This is a genomic window from Pseudomonas sp. yb_9, assembly GCF_043103635.1.
GTDB lineage: Bacteria > Pseudomonadota > Gammaproteobacteria > Pseudomonadales > Pseudomonadaceae > Aquipseudomonas > Aquipseudomonas monteilii.
In genome coordinates, this window is sequence record NZ_JBICKA010000095.1 from 26756 (window position 1) to 51723 (window position 24968).

24 protein-coding genes and 1 pseudogene are annotated in these 24968 nt (G+C 63.7%); 13 read left to right on the forward strand and 12 right to left on the reverse strand.

Annotated features, from left to right (window positions below; translation table 11 throughout):
• The first annotated feature begins 247 nt into the window (after positions 1 to 247).
• Positions 248 to 1750, forward strand: coding sequence for an exopolyphosphatase (ppx, locus tag ACF8MI_RS23505; RefSeq protein WP_016712623.1), 1503 nt, complete (start codon positions 248 to 250; stop codon positions 1748 to 1750).
• Here ppx and ppk1 read toward each other — a convergent pair.
• The gene (ppk1, locus tag ACF8MI_RS23510) at positions 1737 to 3986 is read right to left on the reverse strand and encodes a polyphosphate kinase 1 (protein WP_060498153.1); all 2250 of its coding nucleotides are present in this window, start codon (positions 3984 to 3986) and stop codon (positions 1737 to 1739) included. The genes ppx and ppk1 overlap by 14 nt on opposite strands.
• 213 nt (positions 3987 to 4199) lie before the next feature.
• On the opposite strand from ppk1, the gene ACF8MI_RS23515 reads away from it, so the two are divergent.
• Both ACF8MI_RS23515 and elbB read left to right on the forward strand, forming a co-directional pair.
• On the forward strand, positions 4200 to 4838 hold the full coding sequence (locus ACF8MI_RS23515; RefSeq protein WP_164525194.1) for a DedA family protein: 639 nt from the start codon (positions 4200 to 4202) through the stop codon (positions 4836 to 4838).
• Between the two features lie 307 nt (positions 4839 to 5145).
• Positions 5146 to 5805 carry an isoprenoid biosynthesis glyoxalase ElbB gene (gene elbB, locus ACF8MI_RS23520; protein WP_060498156.1) on the forward strand — a complete coding sequence of 220 codons (660 nt, stop codon included), beginning with the start codon at positions 5146 to 5148 and terminating at the stop codon, positions 5803 to 5805.
• 175 nt (positions 5806 to 5980) lie between these two features.
• Here the strand turns inward: elbB and ACF8MI_RS23525 are convergent, their stop codons facing one another.
• Complete coding sequence (locus tag ACF8MI_RS23525; RefSeq protein WP_060498157.1) at positions 5981 to 6433, reverse strand: YaiI/YqxD family protein; 453 nt, start codon at positions 6431 to 6433, stop codon at positions 5981 to 5983.
• A 169-nt stretch (positions 6434 to 6602) separates the two neighbouring features.
• Here ACF8MI_RS23525 and ACF8MI_RS23530 point away from each other — a divergent pair, with 169 nt between their 5' ends.
• Positions 6603 to 9458 carry a class I adenylate cyclase gene (locus tag ACF8MI_RS23530; RefSeq protein ID WP_200928896.1) on the forward strand — a complete coding sequence of 952 codons (2856 nt, stop codon included), beginning with the start codon at positions 6603 to 6605 and terminating at the stop codon, positions 9456 to 9458.
• 32 nt (positions 9459 to 9490) lie between these two features.
• Here ACF8MI_RS23530 and rnk read toward each other — a convergent pair whose 3' ends face one another.
• From rnk to cyaY, 3 genes are all read right to left on the reverse strand, one after another.
• On the reverse strand, positions 9491 to 9901 hold the full coding sequence (gene rnk, locus ACF8MI_RS23535) for a nucleoside diphosphate kinase regulator (RefSeq protein WP_016712630.1): 411 nt from the start codon (positions 9899 to 9901) through the stop codon (positions 9491 to 9493).
• A 146-nt stretch (positions 9902 to 10047) separates the two neighbouring features.
• Positions 10048 to 10272 carry a DUF1289 domain-containing protein gene (locus tag ACF8MI_RS23540; protein WP_013974742.1) on the reverse strand — a complete coding sequence of 75 codons (225 nt, stop codon included), beginning with the start codon at positions 10270 to 10272 and terminating at the stop codon, positions 10048 to 10050.
• A gap of 1 nt (position 10273) precedes the next feature.
• Positions 10274 to 10606, reverse strand: a complete 333-nt coding sequence (cyaY, locus tag ACF8MI_RS23545; protein WP_004375540.1) for an iron donor protein CyaY — start codon at positions 10604 to 10606, stop codon at positions 10274 to 10276.
• A 252-nt stretch (positions 10607 to 10858) separates the two neighbouring features.
• Here cyaY and ACF8MI_RS23550 point away from each other — a divergent pair, with 252 nt between their 5' ends.
• The 6 genes from ACF8MI_RS23550 to ACF8MI_RS23575 are packed head-to-tail and all read left to right on the forward strand — an operon-like array spanning position 10859 to position 15478.
• Positions 10859 to 11071, forward strand: coding sequence for a lipoprotein (locus ACF8MI_RS23550; protein ID WP_060498159.1), 213 nt, complete (start codon positions 10859 to 10861; stop codon positions 11069 to 11071).
• A 9-nt stretch (positions 11072 to 11080) separates the two neighbouring features.
• Positions 11081 to 12328 (forward strand): diaminopimelate decarboxylase, encoded by a 1248-nt coding sequence (gene lysA / locus ACF8MI_RS23555; protein WP_060498160.1) that lies wholly within the window; start codon positions 11081 to 11083, stop codon positions 12326 to 12328.
• 4 nt (positions 12329 to 12332) lie between these two features.
• Positions 12333 to 13163 carry a diaminopimelate epimerase gene (gene dapF, locus ACF8MI_RS23560; protein WP_060498161.1) on the forward strand — a complete coding sequence of 277 codons (831 nt, stop codon included), beginning with the start codon at positions 12333 to 12335 and terminating at the stop codon, positions 13161 to 13163.
• Positions 13164 to 13176: 13 nt separating this feature from the next.
• Positions 13177 to 13887, forward strand: a complete 711-nt coding sequence (locus ACF8MI_RS23565; RefSeq protein ID WP_016712636.1) for a DUF484 family protein — start codon at positions 13177 to 13179, stop codon at positions 13885 to 13887.
• Positions 13887 to 14786, forward strand: coding sequence for a tyrosine recombinase XerC (gene xerC, locus ACF8MI_RS23570; protein WP_060498162.1), 900 nt, complete (start codon positions 13887 to 13889; stop codon positions 14784 to 14786). Before ACF8MI_RS23565 ends, xerC begins: the two co-directional genes overlap by 1 nt.
• Positions 14783 to 15478 (forward strand): HAD family hydrolase, encoded by a 696-nt coding sequence (locus tag ACF8MI_RS23575; RefSeq protein ID WP_104833759.1) that lies wholly within the window; start codon positions 14783 to 14785, stop codon positions 15476 to 15478. Before xerC ends, ACF8MI_RS23575 begins: the two co-directional genes overlap by 4 nt.
• Before the next feature lie 99 nt (positions 15479 to 15577).
• On the opposite strand, the gene sutA is transcribed toward ACF8MI_RS23575, so the two are convergent.
• From sutA to glnK, 3 genes are all read right to left on the reverse strand, one after another.
• On the reverse strand, positions 15578 to 15907 hold the full coding sequence (gene sutA / locus ACF8MI_RS23580; RefSeq protein WP_200928897.1) for a transcriptional regulator SutA: 330 nt from the start codon (positions 15905 to 15907) through the stop codon (positions 15578 to 15580).
• Between the two features lie 429 nt (positions 15908 to 16336).
• Complete coding sequence (locus ACF8MI_RS23585; RefSeq protein ID WP_019096449.1) at positions 16337 to 17668, reverse strand: ammonium transporter; 1332 nt, start codon at positions 17666 to 17668, stop codon at positions 16337 to 16339.
• A gap of 46 nt (positions 17669 to 17714) precedes the next feature.
• Positions 17715 to 18053, reverse strand: a complete 339-nt coding sequence (glnK, locus tag ACF8MI_RS23590) for a P-II family nitrogen regulator (RefSeq protein WP_002555808.1) — start codon at positions 18051 to 18053, stop codon at positions 17715 to 17717.
• 371 nt (positions 18054 to 18424) lie between these two features.
• Between glnK and ACF8MI_RS23595 the strand changes: the two genes are divergently transcribed.
• Complete coding sequence (locus ACF8MI_RS23595; protein ID WP_060498175.1) at positions 18425 to 18691, forward strand: accessory factor UbiK family protein; 267 nt, start codon at positions 18425 to 18427, stop codon at positions 18689 to 18691.
• Positions 18692 to 19045 carry a gamma-glutamylcyclotransferase family protein gene (locus ACF8MI_RS23600; RefSeq protein ID WP_060498165.1) on the forward strand — a complete coding sequence of 118 codons (354 nt, stop codon included), beginning with the start codon at positions 18692 to 18694 and terminating at the stop codon, positions 19043 to 19045.
• Position 19046: 1 nt separating this feature from the next.
• Here the strand turns inward: ACF8MI_RS23600 and ACF8MI_RS23605 are convergent, their stop codons facing one another.
• The gene (locus ACF8MI_RS23605; RefSeq protein ID WP_060498166.1) at positions 19047 to 21065 is read right to left on the reverse strand and encodes a DUF4034 domain-containing protein; all 2019 of its coding nucleotides are present in this window, start codon (positions 21063 to 21065) and stop codon (positions 19047 to 19049) included.
• A 257-nt stretch (positions 21066 to 21322) separates the two neighbouring features.
• On the opposite strand from ACF8MI_RS23605, the pseudogene ACF8MI_RS23610 reads away from it, so the two are divergent.
• Positions 21323 to 22813: pseudogene (locus tag ACF8MI_RS23610) on the forward strand (YifB family Mg chelatase-like AAA ATPase).
• Here the strand turns inward: ACF8MI_RS23610 and ACF8MI_RS23615 are convergent.
• From ACF8MI_RS23615 to ACF8MI_RS23625, 3 genes are all read right to left on the reverse strand, one after another.
• The gene (locus tag ACF8MI_RS23615; RefSeq protein WP_104833758.1) at positions 22810 to 23247 is read right to left on the reverse strand and encodes a DoxX family protein; all 438 of its coding nucleotides are present in this window, start codon (positions 23245 to 23247) and stop codon (positions 22810 to 22812) included. The pseudogene ACF8MI_RS23610 and the gene ACF8MI_RS23615 sit on opposite strands and share 4 nt — an antisense overlap.
• 141 nt (positions 23248 to 23388) lie before the next feature.
• Complete coding sequence (locus tag ACF8MI_RS23620) at positions 23389 to 23757, reverse strand: response regulator transcription factor (protein ID WP_156866863.1); 369 nt, start codon at positions 23755 to 23757, stop codon at positions 23389 to 23391.
• Positions 23754 to 24746, reverse strand: coding sequence for a response regulator (locus ACF8MI_RS23625; protein ID WP_104833757.1), 993 nt, complete (start codon positions 24744 to 24746; stop codon positions 23754 to 23756). Before ACF8MI_RS23625 ends, ACF8MI_RS23620 begins: the two co-directional genes overlap by 4 nt.
• Positions 24747 to 24968 lie beyond the last annotated feature (222 nt).

Sequence of the window (24968 nt, forward strand, 5' to 3'; positions counted from 1 at the left end):
CAAGGTCGTAAGCAATAAAAAACGTTGCCCATCATAGCCGCCCCTGCCGTCTACAGGAAGCTGCGGACGATTGAGTGTAACTATAGTTGTGCAAGACGCCGCGAATCGAAACTGTCACACAGCCGTCATAGAATCGAATGGCACATTGCCTTGCATCAAGGCCAGCACACCGGCTGCGTGTCACGCGTTGGCGACAGCCTGCTATCGTGGCACGATTGCCGGGTTAACGACCGAGAACAACCAGATCATGCCGCATACCATCGCGAAGAACCTGTCCCTGATCGCTGCCATCGACCTTGGCTCCAACAGCTTCCATATGGTCGTGGCCAAGGCCCACCATACCGAAATCCGCATTCTCGAGCGGCTGGGCGAGAAGGTTCAGCTGGCCGCCGGCATCGGCGAGGACCGCCTGCTTAGCGAAGAAGCCATGGAACGGGGCCTCGAATGCCTCAAGCGCTTCGCACAGCTGATCAACGGCATGCCGGCCGGCGCCGTGCGTATCGTCGGTACCAACGCCCTGCGCGAAGCGCGCAACCGTAATGCATTCATCCAGCGCGCCGAGGCCATTCTCGGCCACCCGGTGGAGGTCATCTCCGGCCGTGAAGAGGCGCGCCTGATCTACCTGGGTGTGTCGCACACCCTGGCCGACACCCCAGGCAAGCGCCTGGTGGCCGACATTGGCGGTGGCAGTACCGAATTCATCATCGGCCAGCGCTTCGAGCCGCTGCTGCGCGAAAGCCTGCAGATGGGCTGCGTCAGCTTCACCCAGCGCTACTTCCGCGACGGCAAGATCACCCCGGCGCGTTATGCACAGGCCTACACCGCTGCACGCCTGGAGCTGATGAGCATCGAACACGCCCTGCACCGCCTGACCTGGGACGAGGCCATCGGCTCGTCCGGCACCATCCGTGCCATCGGCGCCGCCATCAAGGCCGGCGGCCTGGGCAATGGCGAGGTCAACGCTGAAGGCCTGGCCTGGGTCAAACGCAAGCTGTTCAAACTGGGCGAGGTCGACAAGATTGACTTCGACGGCGTCAAACCGGACCGCCGCACCATCTTCCCAGCGGGCCTGGCGATTCTGGAGGCGATCTTCGACGCCCTGGAACTGCAGCGCATGGACCACTGTGACGGCGCACTGCGCGAAGGTGTGCTGTTCGACCTGCTCGGCCGCCACCACCATGAAGACGTGCGCGAACGCACGTTGAACTCGCTGATGGAGCGCTACCATGTGGACCAAGGCCAGGCCGCGCGCGTCGAGCGCAAGGCGTTGCACGCCTTCGACCAAGTGGCCGATGCCTGGGACCTGAAAGACGGCAACTGGCGCGATCTGCTAGGCTGGGCGGCGAAAGTGCACGAAATCGGCCTGGATATTGCCCACTACCACTACCATAAGCACGGCGCCTACCTGATCGAGCACTCCGACTTGTCGGGCTTTTCCCGCGAGGACCAGCAGATGATGGCCCTGCTGGTGCGCGGCCACCGCCGCAACATCCCCAAGGACAAGTTCGCCGAACTGGGTGAAGAAGGCGTCAAACTGCTACGCCTGTGCGTGCTGCTGCGCTTCGCCATCCTGTTCCACCACATCCGTGGCAACCAGCAGATGCCAAAAGTTCAGCTCAAGGCTGCCGATGACAGCCTCGATGTCGCCTTCCCGGAAGGCTGGCTGGAACAGAACCAGCTAACCCAGGCCGACTTCGCCAACGAGGCGGAGTGGCTGACCCGGGTCGGCTTCGTCCTCAGCGTACGTTGAGGACCGGGTTGCTCAGGCGCTCCAGCAGGGTCGCCTGGGCACTGCGCGGGTTCTGGTTGCCGGTTGGCGTGCTGCGCACGTAGCGCCCGTCTGGCTGCAAGGTCCAGGCGTGGGTGTTGTCGGTCAGGTAGCCTTCCAGCTCCTTCTTCACCCGCAGCAACAGCTTCTTGCCTTCCACCGGGAAGCAGGTCTCCACACGCTTGTCGAGGTTGCGCTCCATCCAGTCGGCGCTGGACAGGTAGATCTGCTCTTCGCCGCCATTGAGGAAGTAGAACACCCGCGTGTGCTCCAGGAAGCGGCCGATGATCGAGCGCACTTGGATGTTGTGCGAAACCCCCGGAATGCCTGGGCGCAGGCAGCACATGCCACGCACTATCAGGTCGATCTTCACGCCCGACTGGCTGGCTTTGTACAGCGCCTTGATGACCTTGGCGTCGGTCAGCGAGTTGAACTTGGCAATGATGTGCGCCGGCTTGCCCTCGAGGGCGAACTGGGTTTCCCGCGCGATCATGTCGAGCATGCCCTTTTTCAGGGTGAACGGCGCGTGCAGCAGCTTTTTCATGCGCAGGGTCTTGCCCATGCCGATCAGCTGGCTGAACAGCTTGCCGACGTCTTCGGTGAGGGCGTCGTCAGAGGTGAGCAGGCTGTAGTCGGTGTACAGGCGGGCGTTGCCGGCGTGGTAGTTACCGGTACCCAGGTGCGCATACCGCACGATCTCGCCCTGTTCGCGGCGCAGGATCAGCATCATCTTGGCGTGGGTCTTGAAGCCGACCACGCCGTAGATCACCACCGCACCGGCCGCTTGCAGGCGGCTGGCCATCTGCAGGTTGGACTCTTCGTCGAAGCGCGCGCGCAATTCGATCACCGCAGTGACCTCCTTACCGTTACGCGCCGCGTCCACCAGGGCATCGACGATTTCCGAGTTGGCCCCGGAGCGGTACAGGGTCTGGCGCACGGCCAGTACGTGTGGATCCTTGGCGGCCTGGCGCAGCAGGTCGATCACCGGGGTGAAGGACTCGAAAGGGTGCATCAGCAGGATGTCCTGCTTGCCGATCACGCTGAAGATGTTGTCGGCGTTCTGCAGCAGTTTTGGAATCGCCGGGGTGAACGGCGTGTATTGCAGCTCCGGGTGGCTGTCCAGACCGGTGATGCTGAACAAGCGGGTGAGGTTGACCGGGCCATTGACCTGATACAGCTCGCTTTCGCTGAGGCTGAACTGCTTGAGCAGGTAGTCCGACAGGTGTTTCGGGCAGGTGTCGGCCACTTCCAGGCGAACGGCGTCGCCGTAACGGCGCGAGAACAGTTCGCCGCGCAGGGCGCGGGCCAGGTCGTCGACTTCTTCAGAGTCCAGCGCCAGGTCGGCGTTACGGGTCAGGCGGAACTGGTAGCAGCCCTTCACCTTCATGCCCTGGAACAGGTCGTCGGCGTGCGCGTGGATCATCGACGACAGGAACACGTAGTTGGCGCCTGGGCCACCGACCTCCTCCGGCACGCGGATCACCCGCGGCAGCAGGCGCGGGGCCGGGATGATCGCCAGGCCTGAATCGCGACCAAAGGCGTCGACACCTTCGAGCTCGACGATGAAGTTGAGGCTCTTGTTCACCAGCAGCGGGAACGGGTGAGTCGGGTCGAGGCCGATCGGGGTGATGATCGGGGCGATTTCGTCGCGGAAATAGCGGCGCACCCAGGTCTTGAGCTTGGGTGTCCAGTAACGGCGGCGAATGAAGCGGATCTGGTGTTTTTCCAGCTCTGGCAACAGCACGTCGTTGAGGATCGCGTACTGGCGCTCTACCTCGATGTGCACCAGCTCGCTGATGCGCGCCAGCGCCTGGTGCGGCTGCAGGCCGTCGGCGCCAGCCTGCTCACGGGCGAAGTTGATCTGCTTCTTCAGGCCGGCGACGCGGATCTCGAAGAACTCGTCGAGGTTACTGGAGAAGATCAACAGGAACTTGAGGCGTTCGAGCAGCGGGTAGCTCTCGTCCAGCGCCTGTTCCAGCACGCGGATGTTGAACTGCAGCTGCGAGAGTTCGCGATGAATGTACAGGCTGCTGTCGTCCAGGCCAGGGACGGCGATTGCCGGGGCGGGCGCGGGGGCAGGCACCGGGGCCACAGGCTCGGCCACCTGCTCCGCTACCGGCTCGGGCGCAGGCGGCAGGTCTGGCGGGGTCTGCACCATCTCTTCTGGGAGCTCCTGGGCATCCTTGATCGCGACAGGGGTGAGCACTTCGTTATTCATCTGGCGTTCCTGAGGACGTTAACGCCCTATCATCAATTGAGCGGCAAGATAAGCGCCCATTATGACGCCTGTGTTACACACCAGGGCAAGCCATGGCGCGTGGCTTCTGGCATTGTCTGAGTAGGGATTGTTCATGTCGAGACACATTTGGACACTTTCACGAACGCGCGCGAAGGGGTAGGCTGCGCGTTCATTTCGCCAGCACCTCAGAAAATGCTTCAACAATTCCTGCAGGATTTCGGCTACTTCGCCCTTTTTCTAGGCACCTTCTTCGAAGGCGAGACCATCCTGGTGCTTGCAGGATTCCTTGCGTTCCGCGGTTACATGGACATCAACCTGGTGTGCCTGGTGGCCTTCTTCGGCAGCTACGCCGGCGACCAGCTGTGGTATTTCATGGGCCGCCGCCACGGGCGCAGGATCCTGGCGCGCAAGCCGCGCTGGCAGGCCATGGGTGACCGGGCGCTGGACCACATCCGCCGCCACCCCGATATCTGGGTGCTGAGTTTCCGCTTCGTTTATGGCCTGCGCACGGTCATGCCGGTGGCCATTGGCCTGTCGGGCTACCCGCCTCGCCGCTACCTGCTGCTGAACGGCATTGGTGCGGCCATCTGGGCAATAGCCTTGGGCGCCGCTGCCTACCACTTCGGCGCCATTCTCGAAGGCCTGCTGGGCAATGTGAAGCGTTACGAGCTATGGGTGCTCGGTGGCCTGCTGGCGCTGGGCGGCCTGTTGTGGCTGCGCCGGCGCTTCCGCACCCTGCGTGCGGAGCGCAAGGCGGCGGGCCAGGCCCCAGAGGCTAAGCAGGCTGTAAGCCACGAGCAGGAACCAGGCCAGCGGCGCGACCACCGCTAGGCCCACTGCGCCGGCCAGTAGTGCCTGCCTTGAGTTTTCAGGTGATGCATAAATCGAGCGCCGCCCGCGCTGCGCATCGCGAGCTGGCGCTCGCTCCTACGTTTGTTTCTGGCCAATAATACCTGTGGGATTTGCGCGCGACCGCCTTGGCGAATGGCTTGGTATCGCGTAGTACGAACATCGCAGCCATGGGCCTGTCACAGACATGACTGGCCCGAAACAAACGTAGGAGCGCGCGCCAGCTCGCGATGCGCCGCGCGGGCGGCGCTCGATCTCCCAGGCGCCATAAAATACTGGAGTTTTAAACATGACAAAAAAAGTGGCGGTGATTCTTTCCGGCTGTGGCGTGTATGACGGCGCCGAAATCCACGAAAGCGTGATCACCCTGCTGCGCCTCGACCAGCGCGGCGCTCAGGTGCAGTGCTTCGCGCCGAACATTGCGCAGATGCATGTGATCAACCACCTGACCGGCGAAGAAATGCCCGAATCACGCAATGTGCTGGTGGAATCGGCGCGCATTGCCCGCGGTGAGGTCAAGGACATCCGCGAAGCCAAGGCCGAAGACTTCGATGCGCTGATCGTGCCTGGCGGTTTTGGTGCAGCGAAAAACCTGTCCAACTTTGCCGTGGAAGGCGCCAACTGCAGCGTCAACCCGGACGTGCTGGCCCTGGCCGAAGCCTTCGCCGACGCCTGCAAGCCGGTCGGCCTGATCTGCATCTCGCCGGCACTGGCGGCGAAAATCTACGGGCCGGGCGTGGTCTGCACCATCGGTACCGACGCAGGCACTGCGGCAGCCGTGACGAAAATGGGCGGCACCCATGAAGAGTGCGATGTGCACGATATTGTCGAAGATACCCAGCGCAAACTGGTGACGACACCGGCGTACATGGAGGCCAAGTCGATCAGCGAAGCGGCTGGCGGGATCTACAAGCTGGTGGATCGGGTGCTGGAGCTGACGCACGAGTAACCCGCAAGTATTACGCAAATCCCTGTGAGAGCGGGCAAGCCCGCGAAGCAGGCACCGCGGTGGATGGCACGGGCTTCGCCCGTGTTCGCGGGCAAGCCCGCTCCCACAGGTACCGCGCAAGCTTCCAATATTTGCAGAAGACAGTTAACCCACAACATGCCCTCACAGGGTCGCCTCAGGGCTTGGACAGCCGGGCAATGATCCGGTCCAGCGCATTGGCGAACGCCTGTTTGTCGCGCTCGCCATAGGCCGCCTGCCCTCCCCCCACCTGGCCTTGCTCACGCAGCTCGGTAAACAGGTTGCGCGCCGCCAGGCGGTCGCCCATGTTGCGTTCGTCGAATTCGCGCCCGCGCGGGTCCAGCGCCGCCACGCCCTTTTTCACCAGGCGGTCAGCCAACGGCACATCACTGCAGATCACCAACTCGCCCGACACAGCGTGCTCGACCAGGTAATCGTCGGCTGCGTCCATGCCGCTTGGCACCACGATCAACCGCACGATCGAGAACGCCGGCTTGGCGACGGCCTGGCCCGCCACCATCACCACTTCGAACTTGCGCTTGAGGGCGAACTTGACGATCAGATCCTTGGCCGCCTTGGGACAGGCGTCGGCATCGATCCATACACGCATCGGACTACTCTTCATGAATTCAAGGCCCCCATCATGCCTCAAGCCCGGTGAAAACTGCAGCCGCCCGGCAAGCGCTGTAAAAATGGCGCCAATATTTCGATTGCCGCTTATCCGACCCCGCCACTCAGGCTAAACTCGCCACAGCCCCACTGGCCTGCCCGAGTGCGCAATGAACCACCCTCACGAAATCCGCCCAGACCTGGACGAAGGCATCGACCGCAAGGTCCTGGCGACGTTGCGTGCGCGCTTCCTGCGGCTGAACCAAGGGCGGCTGCAGCGGGCCATGGAAGGCCTGTCGACGCGCCAGCAACAGGTACTGACGCTGCTGCCGCTGCTGTTCCATGTGAACCACCCGCTGTTGCCGGGTTACGTCTCGGGCAGCACTCCAGCCGGCGTATCGGGCTACGAGCCAGGCGCCGACCTGGTGATCGAGGCCCAGCGCCTGGCCCGCTCGTTCACCTACAAAGCCCGCCATGGCAACCCGCCACGCCCGATCCACGGCCTGTTCCTGATGGGCAGCCTGGGCTCGCTGGCCCAGGCCGAGCAAAGCGACATGGACCTGTGGGTGTGCCACGCGCCCGGTTTACCCGAGCCGTTGCTGGAAGAGCTGCGCCGCAAATGCCAATTGCTGGAGGACTGGGCCGCAAGCCTGGGCGCCGAGGCACACTTCTTCCTGATCGACACGCAAGGCTTTGCCCGGGGCCAGCGGGAGGGCCAGCTGGGCTCCGACGACTGCGGCACCACCCAGCACTACCTGCTGCTGGACGAGTTCTACCGCACCACCCTCTGGCTAGCCGGGCGCACACCGCTGTGGTGGCTGGTACCCGTCTACCAGGAACACAACTACCACGCGTATACCCAGACCCTGCTGACCAAGCGTTTCATCCGCAGCCAGGACGCACTCGACCTTGGCAACCTCGCGCACATACCGCCAGGCGAGTTCGTCGGCGCCGGCCTGTGGCAATTGTTCAAGGGCATCGATTCACCCTACAAGTCGCTGCTCAAGCTGCTGCTGACCGAAACCTACGCCAGCGAACACCCCGCTGTGCGCTGCCTGAGCCTGGACTACAAGCAAGCCGTATTCGCCAACCAGCTCGACCTCGACGAGCTGGACCCGTATGTGATGGTCTACCGCCGTATCGAGCGCTACCTGCTGCAACGTGGCGAGCCTGCGCGCCTGGAACTGGTACGGCGCAGCCTGTACCTGAAGGTGAACAAGAAACTCAGTGACCAAGGCCGCAATCAGGGCTGGCAGCGCCGCCTGTTGCAGCGCCTGGCCGACGAGTGGGGCTGGGACAAACGTCAGTTGGCCCTGCTGGACACCCGCAGCCAATGGAAAGTGCAGCAGGTGGCCGCCGAACGCCGCGAACTGGTGGCCGAGCTGAACCATAGCTATCGCTTCCTCAGCGAGTTTGCGCGCACCCAGAACGCAAGCAGCCGCGCCGACCAGCGCGACCTCAACGTGCTGGGCCGGCGTTTGTATGCAGCCTTCGAGCGCCGTGCAGGCAAGGTCGAAGTGATCAACCCCGGCATCGCCCCGGACCTTGCCGAAGGCACCCTGACCCTGGTCCAGGCACCCAACCGCAGGGAGCCCGGCAGCTACCACTGGGAGCTGTACACCGGCAACCTGAATACCCATGAAGTTGAACACTTCAGCCCGATCAAACGCTGCCGCGAGCTGCTTGAACTGCTGGCCTGGGCACACCGCAACGGCGTAATCGACAGCAGCACGCGCCTGGCACTGCACCCGGGCGTCAGCGACCTCACCGAGTACGAGCTGTTCAATCTGGTGGGCTGCCTGCAGCAGCGTATCCCTCTGCCCTTGCCGATCGTCAGCGAAGTGCGCCTGCTGCAACCCAGTGTTGCCGACGAGGTGCTATTGCTGGTCAACGTCGCCGTCGACCCGCTGCGCCACCACCGCGACCTGAACATCCTGATGACCACCGAGCGTACCGACGCCTTGAGCTATGCCGGCGTGCGCGATAACCTGGTGCTGACCCTGGACCAGGTCACTCTGAACAGCTGGAACGAAGTGCTGGTGCAGCGCTACGAAGGCGAACACGCGCTGGTACGCTGCCTGCGCGACTTCCTCAACAGCCCGGTGCTGCGCGGGCACCGGCCACGGGTGCGGGTGCGTTGCTTCTGCCAGAGCCGCGCCCAGGCCATCGGCCAGCGCGTGGAGGAAATATTCGACACCGTGCAGCTATTGCTGGACCAAGGCCTGAACCACCGCTATCTGCTTCAGGTAGCCCAGCACACCCATGTACTGGAGCTGTTACCCGGGCATGTCAGCCTGGCCACCCTGGCCGAGCACGATGCGCTGCTCAGCCACCTGGGCGAGGAGCGCAGTGCCTACAGCCCGCTGTACCTGGATGCCAACGCCCTGCTGGACCACGATCTGCGCCTGGTGCTGGAACAAGGCCGGCCGGCGTGCGTCCAGGTGTTCTACCGCCTGCAAGATGGCTGGGCCGACCTGTATGTGCTGGATGAATACAATGCCCTCTGGCAGCAACGCCTGCCCTTGCATGACGAAGCGCACCTGCTGCTACCGCTACAGCGCTTCCTGCGTTCGGTGGTGATGCGCCGCGATGCCCGCTTGCCGCTGGACAGCCAGCGCGCGGCCTCGCTGGACATCCACTATGCACAACTGTTGCCTGCCGGCCCTGGCAAGGCGCGCAGCATCGAGCCATGCCCGGCCCTGGTCGAGGGTAGCGCTCAGCCTTACTACGAGGTGCAGGCCATCATCCAGGCCGGTGTGGCGGGTACGGCACATGTGACGCTGTACTGCGACCAGCAAGAGTTTTCCGAGCTGGAGCATGGTGACCAGCTGTATGCGGTGGTGGCCCGGCAGATCATCGGGCAGCGGCGTGGCGCGGGGCGGTACCGGTGCTACATCACCGACCTGGATTTGTCCGAGCTGCTGGATGACCGGCTGGGGGCGACGCAGGTGTACCTGAGCTACAAGCGGGTGCTGGAGCAGGCGTTGAATGAGGGTTTGGAGCAGGTGTTGGCGGAAGGCGCCTGAAATGCCGGGGCCGCTTTGCGACCCCTTGACCCTTACAGGTCGAAATCGCCCGCCGCTTCCGGCTGGTATTCCACTTCCAGCAGCTTCAGCTTGAGGGTTTTGCCGCCCGGTGCCGGCCAGTCGATCTGCTCGCCCACCGACAGCCCAAGCAGCGCACAGCCGATCGGCGCCAGGATCGAAACCTTGCCTTCCGGCCCGGCATCCTTCGGGTACACCAGGGTCAGGTGGTAGTCCTTGCCACTGGCTTCCTCACGGCAGTGCACGCGGGAATTCATGGTCACCACGCCTGCCGGCACTTCCTCGTGACCGACCACCTGCTCGGCGCGGTCCAGCTCGTCCTGCAGGGCGAGCACACCCGGCGTACTCTCGTCGAGGCTGTCGATCAGACGCTCCAGACGTTGTACGTCCAATCGGGTGAGGATGAGGGAAGGCTTGGTGCTCATGATCCAGTCAGACTCCTTTGAACAGGCGGTTTTCATCGTGCAGATAAAGCAAAACCCCGCCCAAGGGCGGGGTTTGAGAAGGCTTTGGCGTCACCGACGCAGAACCCGACGTTACCACAGCCGGGCAAATACTCAAGCCCCTGCGTTCAGTGTGCCTTAGCCTGGTCGCGCAGGGCCTGTGCCTCGCGGCAGATCTGCCGGCGCCGTTCGTCATCGGCCGAACGCCATTCGCGGATGTGCTCGACATGCCGATGGCAACCCGTGCAGACCCGCTGTTCGTCCAGCCGGCAAACACTGATGCAGGGCGACGGTACTGCGGGGCTGACGTTGCTGTAGAGCGGCTTGGGCGGCCGGGCCTGGGTGCTGCTCATGTCAGATCTCGTCGAAGTCCAGCTTCTCGCCGGCCCGCTCCCAGACGATGCGCTCGAGCATTTCGCCCAGCAGCTCCTCGCTCTTCTCGCACACCCACTTGCCGCTTTCTTCGTCGTAGTCGAAGTGGAAACCGCCGGAACGGTCGGCCAGCCACAGCTGGCGCAGCGGCTCCTGGCGGCTGAAGATCAGCGTGCTGCCATTGTCGAACTTGATGGTCAGGACACCAGCGGAGTTCTCCATGTCCAGGTCCAGGCCGCTCTCGTCGAACAGGTCTTCCAGGGCCTGTTGGGTCGCGTCGACCAGATCATGGAAACGCGCTTCACTCAAACTCATTGCAGGAACCTCGAAATTGGCTGCGTTACAGGCAAGCCGGGCAAGATACGGGCGCAAAGCGCCAGCTGCAAGCTGCTAGCTTCAAGCGGCAAGAAAAAGCTCAGCCTACACCTGGCAGCCTTTTCTTGCCGCTTGAAGCTTAGAACTTGCAGTTTTCTGCTGCTCCGTCCGGCTGACCGGCCCTTGCATAGGCAAGCCGCCGGTCGCTCGGTATACTCGGGCGCAATACTGCATTTTCTAAGGATTTCACCCATGAAGCGCCTGATTTCCTCCTTCGCGGCGCTGGTCGCTGTTGCCTGCCTCGTTTCTGCCTGCGGCCAGAAGGGCCCGCTGTATCTGCCTGAAGACGGCGATAACGGCAAAGCGCACAAGGCACATCAGCACCAGCCAAAAGCCAAGCCGGCCCCGGTACAAGAACAGCAGCCCGAGCTGCCGTCCGAGCCCGAGCAGTCGCCTGCGCAGTAAGGAAACCAGATGAATGCTTTCAACTACCGCGACGGTGAGCTGTTCGCGGAGGGGGTGGCCCTGTCGGCCATCGCCGAGCAGTTCGGCACCCCGACCTACGTGTACTCGCGCGCCCACATCGAGGCCCAGTACCGCAGCTACACCGACGCCCTGCAAGGCGCCGAGCACCTGGTGTGCTTCGCGGTCAAGGCCAACTCGAACCTGGGCGTGCTGAACGTACTGGCGCGCCTGGGCGCAGGCTTCGACATCGTCTCCGGCGGTGAGCTGGAGCGCGTGCTGGCCGCTGGCGGGCGCGCTGACCGCGTGGTGTTCTCGGGCGTTGGCAAAACCCGCGAAGACATGCGCCGCGCCCTGGAAGTGGGCGTGCACTGCTTCAACGTCGAATCCACCGACGAGCTGGAGCGCCTGCAAGTGGTGGCCGCCGAGATGGGCAAGGTGGCCCCGGTGTCGCTGCGGGTCAACCCGGACGTCGACGCCGGTACCCATCCGTACATTTCCACCGGCCTTAAAGAAAACAAGTTCGGCATCGCCATTGCCGACGCCGAGGCCATCTACGTGCGCGCCGCGCAGTTGCCGAACCTGGAAGTGGTCGGTGTCGACTGCCACATCGGCTCGCAGCTGACCACCGTAGAGCCGTTCCTCGACGCCCTCGACCGCCTGCTGGTGCTGGTCGACCGCCTGGCCGAATGCGGCATCCACCTGCGCCACCTGGACCTGGGCGGCGGTGTGGGCGTGCGTTACCGCGATGAACAGCCGCCGCTGGTGGCCGACTACATCAAGGCCATCCGCGAACGCGTAGGCACGCGCGACCTGGCCCTGGTGTTCGAGCCGGGCCGCTACATCGTGGCCAACGCTGGCGTGCTGCTGACCCGCGTGGAATACCTCAAGCACACCGAGCACAAAGATTTCGCCATCATCGATGCGGCCATGAACGACCTGATCCGCCCGGCCCTGTACCAGGCCTGGATGGGTGTCAGTGCGGTCAAACCACGCGCCGGTGAAGGCCGTGCCTACGACCTGGTCGGCCCGATCTGCGAGACCGGGGACTTCCTGGGCAAGGACCGTGTACTGAACCTGGCCGAAGGTGACCTGCTGGCCGTACAGTCCGCGGGCGCCTATGGTTTTGTCATGAGCTCCAACTACAACACCCGTGGCCGTTGCGCTGAAATCCTGGTCGACGGCGACCAGGCGTTCGAAGTACGCCGCCGCGAGACCATCGCCGAACTGTACGCTGGCGAAAGCCTGCTGCCGGAGTAAGCCCATGCTGCTGCGTTTTACCAAGATGCATGGGCTGGGCAACGACTTCATGGTCCTCGACCTGGTCAGCCAGCACGCGCACATCCAGCCCAAGCATGCCAAGCAATGGGGTGACCGCCACACCGGTATCGGCTTCGACCAGTTGCTGATCGTCGAGGCGCCGAACAACCCGGAAGTGGACTTCCGCTACCGCATCTTCAACGCCGACGGCTCCGAGGTCGAGCAGTGCGGCAATGGTGCGCGTTGCTTCGCCCGCTTCGTGCTGGACAAGCGCCTGACCGCGAAAAAGCGCATTCGGGTGGAAACCAAGAGCGGCATCATCGTGCTGGACGTGCAGAACGACGGCCAGGTGAGTGTCGACATGGGCCCTCCGCGCTTCATCCCTGCCGAAATCCCCTTCATCGCTGACGCGCAAGCACAGAGCTACCCACTGGACGTCGACGGCCAGCTGTATTCGATTGCCGCCGTGTCCATGGGTAACCCGCATGCGGTGCTGCGCGTTGACGACGTGCAGACTGCCCCCGTGCATGAGCTGGGCCCGAAGATCGAAAACCACCCACGCTTCCCGCAGCGGGTGAATGCAGGCTTCATCCAGGTCATCGACCGCCACCGCGCCAACCTGCGCGTGTGGGAGCGCGGCGCGGGCGAAACCCAGGCCTGCGGCACCGGCGCGTGCGCCGCAGCCGTGGCGGCAATCAGCCAAGGCTGGATGGACTCCCCGGTGTCCCTCGACCTGCCCGGCGGCCGCCTGCACATCGAATGGGCCGGCCCCGGCAAGCCCGTGCTGATGACCGGCCCGGCCGTACGCGTCTACGAAGGACAGGTTCGTCTCTAAGCGAGTAAACGCCATGACCGATCAGCCCAAGGTTGTACCCACGCAGTCCGTCGAGCTCGATGCCGAAGCGGTGGTCGCCTACCTGCGCGCCCACCCCACCTTCTTCGCCGAGCACGACGAGCTGCTGATCGAGCAGCGCATCCCGCACCAGCGTGGCGACAGCGTTTCGCTGGTTGAGCGCCAGCTGAAGCTGCTGCGTGACCGCAACATCGAGATGCGCCATCGCCTGTCGCAACTGATGGACGTGGCCCGCGACAACGACCGGCTGTTCGACAAGACCCGCCGGCTGATCCTGGACCTGCTCGATGCCGGCAGCCTGGAAGAAGTGGTGATGGCCGTCGAGGACAGCCTGCGCCAGGAGTTCCAGGTGCCCTTCGTCAGCCTGATCCTGTTCGGCGACAACGTCGCGCCGGTCGGGCGCTGGGTCAGCAACACCGAAGCGCAACAAGCCATCGGAGCCCTGCTGGGCGGCGGCAAGACGGTCAGTGGCAACCTGCGCGAGCACGAGCTGGCCTTCCTGTTCGGTGAGGAACAGCGCCGGGAAGTGGGCTCCAGCGCCGTCGCTACCCTTGAGTACCAAGGGCTGCATGGGGTGCTGGCAATCGGCAGCCGCGACCCGCAACACTACAAGAGCAGCGTCGGTACCCTGTTCCTCGGCTACATTGCCGAGGTGCTCGGCCGCGTTGTGCCACGCGTGACCCAAACCCTGCGCCCGGTACGCTGATGGAGCGCCAACTGGAGGCTTATTGCGCACACCTGCGCAACGAGCGCCAGGTGTCGGAGCACACCCTGCTGGGCTACCGTCGCGACCTGAACAAGGTCATGGCCTACTGCGAAGAGCACGGCATTGCCGACTGGCAAACGCTGCAGATCCAGCCGTTGCGCCAGCTGATCGCCCGCCTGCACCACCACGGCCAGTCTTCGCGCAGCCTGGCACGGCTACTTTCGGCAGTACGCGGCCTGTACCGCTACCTCATCCGCGAAGGCCTGTGCCAGCACGATCCGGCTTCCGGCCTGAGCGCGCCCAAAGGTGAGCGACGGCTGCCCAAGGTGCTGGACACCGACCGTGCCCAGCAGCTGCTCGATGGCGGCGTCGACGACGACTTCTTCGCCCGCCGTGACCACGCCATCCTGGAACTGCTCTACTCGTCGGGCCTGCGCCTGTCCGAGCTGACCAACCTCGACCTCGATCACCTCGACCTGGCCGCCGGCCTGGTACAGGTGTTGGGCAAAGGCGGCAAGGCACGCGTGCTGCCGGTGGGCCGCAAGGCACGCGAGGCGTTGCAGGCTTGGTATCGCCTGCGCGGCATCGGTAACCCGCGCGATCGCGCGGTGTTTATCACCCGCAACGGCAACCGCATCAGCCCCCGGGACGTTCGGCGAAGGGTGAAGGCAGCCGGCGAACGCGAGCTGGGCCAGCACCTGCACCCTCACATGCTTCGCCATTCCTTCGCCAGCCATATACTGGAGTCGTCTCAGGACCTGCGCGCGGTGCAAGAGCTGCTCGGCCACGCCGACATCAGCACCACCCAGATCTACACCCACCTGGACTTCCAGCACTTGGCCGCGGTGTACGACAGTGCCCACCCTCGGGCCAAACGCAGCAAAGGCACAGACTCATGAGCATCAAGCTGATCACCTTCGACCTTGACGACACCCTGTGGGACACCGCGCCGGTCATCGCCAGTGCAGAAGTCGTGCTGCGCGACTGGCTGGAAGCCAACGCCCCGATCCTGGGCGGTGTGCCGGTAGAGCACCTGTTTGCTATCCGCGAGCGCCTGGTGCAGGCCGAGCCCGGCCTCAAGCACCGCATCAGCGCCCTGCGCCGGCGGGTGCTGTTCCATGCCCTGGAAGAGGTCGGCTACAGCGAAAAACATGCGCAGGAGCTGGCCAATGAAGGCTTTGAAGTGTTCCTGCATGCTCGCCACCAGGTGGAGATCTTCCCCGAGGTGCAGCCGGTGCTGGAGATCTTGCGCCATCAGTACACCCTGGGTGTGGTTACCAACGGCAACGCCGACGTAAGCCGACTGGGGCTGGCGGACTACTTCCGCTTTGCCCTGTGCGCCGAGGACCTTGGCATCGGCAAGCCAGACCCGGCCCCGTTCCTGGAAGCCCTTCGCCGTGGCGAAGTGGACGCCAGCGCGGCTGTGCACATCGGCGACCACCCTGGCGATGACATTGCCGGCGCCCAACGCGCCGGACTGCGGGCAGTGTGGTTCAACCCACAGGGCAAGGCCTGGGCGGGTGAGCAGGCGCCGGATGCCGAGATCCAGCGGCTGTCGCAGTTACCCGACGTCCTTTCGCGCTGGCGCTGACAGGGTCCGCTACGCGGCCCATTCGCGGGCACAGGCAACCCATAACCCGCAGGCACAAAAAAGCCCGCAGCGACGGCGGGCTTTTTTGCGATCAGCCACTCAGATAGGGCGGCTGCCGTACTTGTTGTCCGGCTTCTTGGGCGGGTCAGCGACCACGTTGGCCTCGACTTCCTGCACCTTGCCACCGCGAGAAAGGAATTCTTCCATCGCCTTGGCCAGTGCATCACGCTCTTTCTGCTTGGCTTCCATGCTCGGCATCTCGTCTACCGAGACCGCCGCCTTGGATTTGCCCTTGGCACTGGGTGCCGGGCTGCTGTCGTCATCGCCAGCGTCTTCGGCGCCGTCGTCAGCTGCCGCGTCGAGGCCTTCATCACCCTCGTCTTCGTCGCCTACTTCGAGGTCGTCGTTTTCCAGATCGTCGTCGCTCATGTTCTACCTCATGACTTGCGAAAAGCAGGTTAGTTATAGACCAGTGCAGCCGTAGACCGGCAGCCACCAGTGAAAATTCAACTGGCCGTGGGTTAGGCCACTGCCCTTGGGTCGGCGCTCCTGATGGGAGGCGGCACCCAGCAGGCCCTGCTCCTGGCAGGACCTGACAAATCCATTAGCCCCTGCTGGCCACACGCTATTGGCAAGCCTAGCAAAGGCTGGAGAAGTGTGTGGACTACTCGTAAAACACCCTTCGGCGCGCATTCTAGCGCGCCCGTGGAAAAAGCAAAGCACCATAAATGCCCTACGACTTGTAAGTTTTCTACCTACGTCGCGAACGTGTTGGATAAACCGTTTGCCGTGCGGGAAATGCTAAAAATCTGGCAAAAAAATGCCCGGCAAGCCGGGCAAGTTTTTACCGCGTCGCAGTTACAGGTTGTAGCCGCGTTCGTTGTGTTGAGCCAGGTCGAGACCGACCGACTCTTCTTCTTCGTTGACCCGCAGGCCCATCACCACATCCAGCACCTTGAGGATCACGTAGGTAACGATGGCGGTGTAGACCACGGTGAAGATCACGCCCTTGGCCTGGATCCAGACCTGCATGCCGATGTCGGTGACGGCGCCGAAGCCGCCCAGCGCCGGAGCTGCGAACACGCCAGTGAGAATGGCACCGATGATGCCGCCGATACCGTGCACGCCGAAGGCGTCCAGCGAGTCGTCATAACCCAGCTTGCGCTTGAGGGTGGTGGCGCAGAAGTAGCAGATCACACCCGAAGCCAGACCGATCACCAGGGCGCCCATCGGGCCTACGGTGCCTGCAGCCGGGGTGATGGCGACCAGGCCGGCAACCACACCCGAGGCAATGCCCAGGGCACTTGGCTTACCGTGGCCGATCCACTCGGCGAACATCCAGCCCAGTGCAGCAGCGGCAGTGGCGATCTGGGTAACCAGCATGGCCATGCCGGCGGTGCCGTTGGCGGCAGCGGCGGAGCCTGCGTTGAAGCCGAACCATCCGATCCACAGCATGGCGGCGCCCATCAGGGTGTAACCCAGGTTGTGCGGGGCCATCGGGGTGGTCGGGTAGCCCTTGCGCTTGCCCAGCACCAGACAGCAGACCAGGCCTGCGATACCGGCGTTGATGTGCACCACGGTGCCGCCCGCGAAGTCCAGTACGCCCCAGTCCCACATCAGTGCACCGTCACCGCTCCACACCATGTGCGCGATCGGCGCGTACACCAGGGTGAACCAGATGCCCATGAACACCAGCATCGCGGAGAACTTCATGCGCTCGGCGAAGGCACCCACGATCAGCGCCGGGGTGATGATGGCGAAAGTCATCTGGAAGGTGATGAACACCGCCTCAGGGAACAGCGCGGTGGCCGACGTCAGGTTCTCGGGCGTGACGCCACTGAGGAAGGCCTTGGAGAAGCCGCCGACGAAGGAGTTGAAGTTGAGCACGCCCTTTTCCATACCGGTGGTATCGAAGGCCATGCTGTAGCCGTAGACGACCCAGAGAATGCTCATCAGGCCGGTGATTGCAAAACACTGCATCATCACCGACAGCACGTTCTTGGAGCGCACCATACCGCCATAGAACAGGGCCAGGCCCGGAATGGTCATGAACAGCACCAGCGCCGTTGCGGTCAGCATCCAAGCGGTGTCGCCGGAGTTCAGCGCTGGGGCAGCTTCCTCTGCCAGGGCAAGCCCGGGCATTACGAGGGACAATAGGGCTCCTAGCCCTGCGATCTTACGCAGAGTCATGTTGTTTTCTCCTGGGGCTTTGGGTTTGGTGAGGCTTTGTTGCTGCTTAGATCGCGTCGGTATCGGTTTCGCCGGTACGGATGCGGATCGCCTGCTCCAGATTCACCACGAAAATCTTGCCGTCACCGATCTTGCCGGTGTTGGCTGCCTTGGTGATGGCTTCGATTACCCGATCAAGGTCCTTGTCATCGATGGCGACATCGATCTTCACCTTGGGCAGGAAATCGACCACATATTCAGCACCGCGATACAGCTCGGTGTGGCCCTTCTGGCGACCGAAACCTTTGACTTCGGTAACAGTGATGCCCTGCACGCCGATTTCCGACAGCGACTCGCGCACGTCGTCCAGCTTGAACGGCTTGATGATGGCTGTGACTAGCTTCATGAAACTCTCTCCCGATTTGGTGGACTTGCCCCAGGAAAACAAACCCGTCTCAAGTCTAAGCGCAGCGGTTGGCTTTGTAACGCGTCGTCGGCATCCGGCTCCGCGTGCGCACTGCCTGGTCACAAGGAACTGCATCAGTGCATGGCTCGTACAGGTCTTTGCAGAAACCTTGCCAGTTCGGGCAAAGCACCGGAAAACAGTGGGTTATGCAAATCAGTCGGGATTGGCCAGTCGCCAGCATGGAAAACATGCACAATTTCGGTGCGCACCGGCAGGCCGCGCTGCGCGAAAAACGTGCAGGCTTGTGGCCCCAAGCCGCGTCATGGCCCGTGCTACACTGCCGGCCATTCTCAGTTTCAGTGGACAGCCCCATGCTCGCGCCAAAAGCCCTTCTCGATGCCCTGAGCGACCAGGCCTCGCGCCTGTTCAGCGGCGATACCGCCCAGCCCCGCGCAGAGCTGGAAAGCCAGTTCAAGGTGCTGATGCAAGGTGCCTTCAGCAAGCTGGACCTGGTCAGCCGCGATGAATTTGACAGCCAGATGGTCGTGCTGGCGCGCACCCGCGCACGCCTCGAGACCCTGGAAAAACAAGTAGCCGAGCTGGAAGCACGGCTGAACCCGACCCCACAGGATGAGTGAATGCAGCCCTCCAGCGCCTACCCGGTATTGCTGTTTTCCTACGGCACCTTGCAGGACAAGGCCGTGCAACTGGCCAACTTCGGCCGTGAGCTGAACGGCCAGGCCGACCGCATGCCGGGCTACCGCCAGGACTGGGTCGAGATCACCGACCCGGCCGTACTGGCGGCCAGCGGCAAATCCCGTCACCCCATCGTTTCCCCCAGCAGCCAGGCCGATGACAGCGTGGCCGGCATGGTCTTCCAGATCAGCGAAGAAGAGCTGGCGGCAGCAGACCGCTATGAAGTCGCCGACTACAAGCGTGTCGCCGTCACCCTTGCCTCGGGCCTGACTGCCTGGGTTTATGTGCGCGCCTGAATCAGGCCGAGGCCCGTAATCGAGGTAGCCGGGATGCCGCTTGTTTCGGCGGTAGCTCACTGGCATGCAGAGTGCCGCGAAACAGGGCCGCACCGCACTGAGTGAACAGGGTTTTCACCCGGTTGTGTGAATTGAGTATCTCGGCCTGGATATCCTCGATGGCCGAATCCCCTGGCTGCAAAGCGGCCGCACGGTTGGCCCATTCGATGGCGGCAAAACGGCTCTGCTTGCGGGTGCCGCGCCCCTGCATCCAGGCCAGCCCCAGTTCGGCGCTGGCACGCCCGGCAATCCACGGGTCCGGGTGCTCGACCAGGCTCGACAGGTAGGCGACCGCTTCGGCCCGTTCCTGCGTTTGGCCAAACTGGCGCAACAGAATCCCCAGGTGCAAGCGCGCGCGTGCATTGGTTTGTGCATTGCCCAGCGCGTCGACCAGCAGGCACCTGACGGCCAGCATGGCACTGCGCTCGTTAAGGTCCTCATCACCCTCCATGCGCAAGCAGGCCAGGTTGTACTTGGCTTGCCGGCTGCCTGTTTCCACCGCACGCAGCAGCCAGTGCTCTGCCGCCTCGTCATCCAGATAGTGCGCCGGCGTGTTGCTCAGGCCGCCGCTGTGCAGCTCGTACAGTCCCAGGGCAGCCCCCGGCAGGTTCAGCTCGGCACAGCGCTCATACAGGTAACAGGCCAGCTCATGCCGGTTGGCAGCCCACAGCAGCCGCGCCGCGCCAAGCACCTCGAGGCCCGATACCTGGCCCGCGCGCTGGAGTTTCACCGCCACCTGCGACCATACCCTTGCCTGCTCGGCAGAGCGCGGCATCCCCCAGAGGCCGAAGCGATGCCCGACAGCGCGCAGTGCACTGGCGCCAGCATGCAAGCGACCGTCACACAGGCGCTCGATGGCGGTGCGCAACAGCTGTTGTTCATCTGCCATGCCATCGCGCAGTATCAGCTCGACCAGACAGCGAAACGGCACGCCCATGGCGCGGATTGCGCCGTGATCGGCGTTGCACGCAAAGCTCGCGGTAAAGTCGCGCATACCACCGACAGCGTCCTGCAAGGCACTGCTGCGCAGCGCGGCTCGCCAAGCCAACACGACAGCGCGCTCCCTGGGCCTTAGCGGGCGTTGCAACCAGGCGTCGAACAGCTGCTGCCAATCCGCGACGGCCTGCAACTGGTCGCCATGGGGCAGTTTCAGCCGGTCTTCGACGGCCATCCAGCGCAACGCATTACGCAACGCTTCGTCCCACGCCTCGCACAACGGTCCATTGGCCAATAGCTCCAGCGCATCGAAGCTGGCGCCCCAACGGGGCAGCAAGTATTCGGCGAGGGCCTGGATCGCTTCGAAGCAACCCGGGCGGGCAACCAGCGCATGGCGCAGCCAGTAATAGCGGGGGGCTTCGTTCTCGTGATCGACTCGCCTGCTCAGGCATGCCGGCAATGCCAGTGGCAATTCGGCCAGGGGCAGCAACCCATGCTTCACCAGCAGTGGGGCCGCAGCCTCCTGCACCTCCACATCGGTATGGGCACTGGGCCTGTAGCGTGCGGGCTGACCCTGGAACAGTTCGACCAACCAGCCGGGCTCGCGCAATTGCGCACTGATGCGCAGCATACCAATGGCCGCTGCCACAGGCTGGGCAGAACGGTCCATGGCGCGGAGCAAGTGCGCCGTCGCGCGTTCACACATCTGCTCGACGGCCAGCACGCGTGCCGCGTTGCTTTGGCCGCCGCCCTGCACCTGACAGGCGCGATGAAAACAATGCAGGCCCATTACCACCTGCGGGTGGTAGGCCTTGGGGCAGACGTCGATCCAGGCTTTGAGCACCTGGCTCAGCGCCCTGTCGCCCTGGCTGCCCAGGTCGACCAGCATGTGCCCCTCGAGGGCCGCCATGTAGGCGGGAAACTCGCCGGGCGGGGCTTGGTGCCATTGCGCCTCGAGGCTGTCGAAAAAGCGGGTGAGCTCTATGAATGAATTGGCCTGCACCAGTTCGCGGATAACCTGGCGCGTGCGGGCGAGCGTTTGCACGGAGCAATACCTCAAGTCCATTTGAAAGAAGCCGCGATGCCATCCCATGGCAACGGCAGTTGCCCAACAACACTAAGCCATCGCGGGCACCTGCGCAAAGGTAATTGGATCCATTCTTGCCAATCTGCCTGAAAATACAGGGAAAGTCCCTGCCCTGAAAAACCATGACGCACACTTCTTGCGCCACCCAGGCACGGCGCTGGCTATCCTTGGCCCAGCCGCAGGAAGCGGCCCTTTCCAGCGACAACGGAGCGTCCATGTCCCTAGCCCTCGTCCATAGCCGCGCCCAGGTGGGTGTGCAGGCACCGGCAGTCAGCGTTGAAACCCACTTGGCCAATGGCCTGCCCCATCTCACCCTGGTCGGTTTGCCGGAAACCACCGTCAAGGAAAGCAAGGACCGGGTGCGCAGCGCCATCGTCAACTCCGGGCTGAACTACCCGCAGCGGCGCATTACCCAGAACCTTGCCCCTGCCGACCTGCCCAAGGATGGCGGGCGTTACGACCTGGCCATTGCCTTGGGCATACTGGCTGCCGACGGCCAGGTGCCGGTTGCCACCCTCGCCGAAGTCGAATGCCTGGGCGAACTGGCGCTGTCGGGCAAGTTGCGCCCGGTGCAGGGCGTGCTACCCGCGGCACTGGCGGCGCGAGAGGCAGGCCGGGCGCTGGTGGTACCACGGGAAAATGCCGAGGAAGCCAGCCTGGCGGGTGGACTGGTGGTGTATGCAGTGGGGCACCTGCTGGAGCTGGTCGCCCACCTGAATGGCCAGGTGCCGCTGCCACCGTACGCTGCCAATGGCCTGATCCTGCATCAACGCCCCTACCCGGACCTGAGCGAAGTGCAGGGCCAACTGGCAGCCAAACGGGCTTTGCTACTGGCAGCGGCCGGTGCACATAACCTGTTGTTCACAGGCCCCCCGGGCACCGGCAAGACCTTGCTCGCCAGCCGCCTGCCCGGGCTGCTGCCGCCGCTGGACGAGCACGAGGCGCTGGAAGTAGCGGCCATTCAGTCGGTCAGCGGGCATGCACCGCTGAATAGCTGGCCACAACGGCCGTTTCGCCACCCTCATCACTCCGCCTCCGGCCCGGCACTGGTCGGAGGCAGCAGCCGACCGCAACCGGGCGAAATCACCCTGGCCCACCATGGCGCGCTGTTTCTGGATGAGCTGCCAGAGTTCGAACGGCGTGTGCTGGAAGTGCTGCGCGAGCCGCTGGAATCGGGCGAAATCGTGATTGCCCGGGCCCGCGACAAGGTGCGCTTCCCGGCACGCTTTCAGCTGGTGGCTGCCATGAACCCCTGCCCTTGCGGCTACCTGGGCGACCCCACAGGCCGCTGCCGGTGCAGCACCGAGCAGATCGCACGGTACCGCAACAAGCTGTCCGGGCCGCTGCTGGACCGTATCGACCTGCACCTGACCGTGGCCCGCGAAAGCACCACCCTGAACAACCAGCCCTGCGGCGAGACCAGTGCCGATGTGGCCGTCAGGGTGGCTGAAGCACGGGAACTGCAGCACCGGCGCCAAGGGTGCGCGAATGCGTTTCTCAACCTCGAGGGGTTGCGCCGCCACTGTGAGTTGACTCCAGCAGACCAGGCCTGACTGGAGGGTGCCTGTGAGCGATTGACCTTATCGTTGCGGGCGGCACACCGCTTGTTGAAGGTGGCACGAACGTTGGCAGACCTGGAGGGTTGCGAGGCGATTGGCCGGGCTCATCTAGCCGAGGCCCTGCAGTACCGGTCGGGGAGCAGTTAGATTGCCGGGGCTTTTTTGCCCCGGCAGAAATACCCGGAAACCGAATACGCCCCAGGCCCAGTCAACGCCAACCCGCCGTAAAGTGCCACCAGCAACCAGGCAAACTGCCCCTGCTCTAGCGTCCAGTCCGGGTGCACCACCACCAGCGCCACCAGCAACACTGCCAGCACCGGCAGGCAAGCCAGGCGCGCGGCAACACCCAAAAGCAGCAACAGTGGGCAAACCACCTCGGCAAAAACCGCCAGCCCCAAGGTCAGCGGTGCGCCCAACCCGAATGGGTCTTCTATGCGCTGCAATTCACCGCTCCAGTCCAGCAGCTTGGGGAGCCCATGGATAAACAGTAATAGCAAGGCGGCCATTACCCGCATGAAGAGCAGGCCGGTGGCGCTCAGGCTTGGGGATTGGGGGTCAAGGAAGGTTTTCAGGCGGGGCATGGCAAGGGGCTCGCTAAACGATTACCACGGGAGCATTGCCCGAATCCCCGGTGATTGATTGCGCAAGTGTGCTGAGATGGATGTTAAGGCTACTGGCCTCTTCGCGGGCGAGCCCGCGAAAGGGCCGGCAAAGGCAGCACATCACTGCCCGCCCGCCAATGCCTCTTCAACCACTCTTAGCAGCACCTCTTCAGAAAAAGGCTTGCCCAGGCAGGCCAATGCCCCAAGGCTCATCGCCGCATGCACCGCGTCATCATCCCAATGCGCCGACATGCAGATCACCGGCAACCGCCACTGCTGCCGGGCCAGCTTGCGCTGCACGGCCAGCCCGCTCATTCCGGGCATTTTCAGGTCGAGCAGCACACAGCCCGCCTGCCGCGCCAGCTCCGAACCCAGGAATACATCCCCCGCAGCAAACGCCAAGCTCTCGAACCCGGCCGAACGCAGCAGGTTGGCCAGGCTTTTGCGCACCAAAGCATCGTCATCGACGATGCACACCCATTTGCTCATGCGCCGGCCAGGCCCTCTACCCGCGCCCCGATGATGTTGTGCATGGCCACCAGTTCCACCAGCGAGCGGGACTGCATCTTGTTCATGATGTTTTTCTTGTGCACCTTGGTCGTCACTTCGCTGGTGCCGATCTGCCTGGCGATCTGCTTGTGCGACAGGCCATCGACCACCAGCGAGAACACCTGGCGCTCACGCTGGGTCAGGCGTTGGTACTTTGCCTCGACCTGCCGCGCATGGTGCCATTTGCGCCCATCGACCACAGCCTGGGTGCGCACGGCCTGCAGCAGCGTCAGCAACTGGTCTTCATCAAAAGGCTTGGTCAGGAACTCCACTGCCCCCGCACGCATGGCCTGCACCGTCATCGGGATGGTGCCGAAACCGGTCATGAACACGATCGGCCAAGGCAGCCCCAGCTGGCGGAGGGCGTGCTGCACCTCAAGGCCAGTGGTATCGGGCAGGTGCATATCGAGCAGCAGGCAGGCGCAGGGGGTTTCCAGACGGGCTTCGAACAACGCGTCGGCACTGGCGAACAAATGATGCGGAATACCCTGCAAGCGCAGCAGGCGGCCCAGTGCCGTACGCACCGAGGGGTCATCGTCCACCACCAGCACCGGTACATTCGCACTGTCTTCCAAGGGCCCAAACATGTCGGCACCGGCGCCCTGCGGCAAGTGACCCGGCGACTGGCAAGGGACATCAAGGCTTATCTCGGCAGCCAGGCGGTAGCCCCGGCGGGATACGGTCTGAATCAGCCCACGGTCGCCAAAGGCCTTGCGCAGCAAGGACACCTGCACCTGCAGGTTGTTGTCCTCGACCACCGTGCCGGCCCACACCTGGCTGAACAGTTCGTCCTTGCCGACCACCCGGCCCTTGGCCTTGATCAACGTGGCCAACACCTCGAATGCGCGGCCACCCAACAGGATCGGCTTGCCGTCGAGAAACACTTCTCGCCGCTCCAGCGACACTTGGGCATTGCCTATTCGGATCATGGCGTCCTCACGCGGGCATGGGCGTTTACGCAGCCCCGGGCAGGCTAGGACAGCGTACGCGTTCACACAATTATCCCGAGGGATAGGTTGCCCTCAGGACTATACAAAAGCCCGCCTGCCCGCAGGGTGCGATAACGGACAACAGCGTGCCCGTTCCTGCCAGGCAGGCTACAAGCCGCATCCTTACTGGGCCCGCTGCGTATACTCGCGACTCAGGATGTC